Source organism: Methanospirillum sp. (genome assembly GCF_035406105.1).
GTDB lineage: Archaea > Halobacteriota > Methanomicrobia > Methanomicrobiales > Methanospirillaceae > Methanospirillum.
Genome location: NZ_DAONKG010000362.1, coordinates 1 through 1,340, shown reverse-complemented (window position 1 = coordinate 1,340; position 1,340 = coordinate 1). Strand labels below are relative to the sequence as shown.

Genomic DNA, 1,340 nt, shown 5'->3' with positions numbered 1-1,340 from the left:
AGGATCCGTCAAACGTGACCATTGCTCCGGAGGGGACTGAGCGTATGGATATCCAGCCATACTCCTCTTCTGGTGTTGGCTCAACGGGTATGGTCGGATATTCTGTCGGTATGTCTGTCTGGACAATTGGTTGGGGATCTGTGGGATAATCAGGAGCATTATCCTGATTATATCCATCTGATGACTGTCCGACCGGTTCTGCGCCATTAAACACAGGCTCAGAACAGACAATTCCCGTTATACTGATGATCAGCAGGAGCGGTACCATCCAAAACCGACGAATTGACATACGAATGAGTTGGAGTGTGACCCAATATACCTGCTGATAGTCCATACCGTGTAGCTGCATGCATACGTATATTGATAATTCACGGCGTGAAACCTGTTCCTCCGGAGAGATGGCATGGAAAAACTTCCCTGTGAGACTATAGTGTGGGATTCACTCCCTGCAATCCGTGCAGCAATAGCCGCTGAGATGGTACGGTGCGGGCTTTCCCAGAAGATGGTTGCACAGATTCTGAATATGGCACCGTCTGCAGTTTCACAATATCTCTCAGGAAAACGGGGATACCGGATCGTCTTCTCTGATGAAGTAACCGATGCCATAGCAGACCTTGCGAGGGATCTTGTCTCAAAAACGGTATGTGATCCCCGGGAACGGATATGCAGGATTTGTGTGATGATACGGGGCGGGGATTCGATGTGCTCTGCTTGTGAACCGCCGGAACCGGTTTCATGAACTGCACCCTGATACGGATTTAATGCTCCCGTATGACGATGCATACCCCGCTGACAATATTGTCCTGAAAGGATAACCGTGACGTAGAGAGTAAAACACGCTTTTTTCGGCCTCCGCGAGCCCTGATGACGGCCTTCAAGTCGCGGATCTCCTCACCATAACAGGTCTCATGGACCACGTCACGCCCGGCATTCAGATCAGGGGTGATAATTGAGAGGGCTGTGCTGCCGATAAGTTCATCACGGGGATAACCGGTCATCAGTTCCGCACCCCGGTTCCATGACAGAACCTTTCCAGCAGGGGTTGTTGTGATCACTGCCTCATGCAGGAGATCCATAAGGGATGTAAGGAGAACCGGGGCAGATCCTCCCTCCTGAAATCCGGTAATATCCCGTGAGAATCCGATGATCTCCCTGACCTCACCTTTGGTATCCAAAATTGGAAACAATCGTTCATCAAACCACCTGACCTGATCCCGCTCCTGTATAGAGAAAAGTGTCCGGTATGGCTCACCTTTGCTGCAGACATATCGTGCTGCCTCCTGAATCAGGGGTTTTGCATGCTTGTCACAGATATCCAACCTGCTCTCACCAATAAAGGA

At 50.4% G+C, this 1,340-nt stretch carries 3 protein-coding genes; 1 reads left to right on the top strand and 2 read right to left on the bottom strand.

Annotation, left to right across the window (positions count from 1 at the left end):
- Positions 1-268: hypothetical protein (locus PLA23_RS13490; RefSeq protein ID WP_324475552.1), on the bottom strand; the 268-nt coding region annotated here is incomplete at its 3' end.
- 135 nt (positions 269-403) lie between these two features.
- Here PLA23_RS13490 and PLA23_RS13485 point away from each other — a divergent pair.
- A complete protein-coding gene (locus PLA23_RS13485) occupies positions 404-739 on the top strand; it encodes a transcriptional regulator (RefSeq protein WP_324475551.1) in 336 nt (111 codons plus the stop codon).
- Between the two features lie 19 nt (positions 740-758).
- Here PLA23_RS13485 and PLA23_RS13480 read toward each other — a convergent pair.
- A partial coding sequence (locus PLA23_RS13480) for a PAS domain-containing protein (protein ID WP_324475550.1) occupies positions 759-1,340 on the bottom strand: 582 nt, incomplete at its 5' end.

What these genes read in the sequence shown, in the direction of transcription:
- PLA23_RS13485 (WP_324475551.1), top strand. Translation starts at nt 404, where the DNA reads ATGGAAAAACTTCCCTGTGAGACTATAGTGTGGGATTCACTCCCTGCA.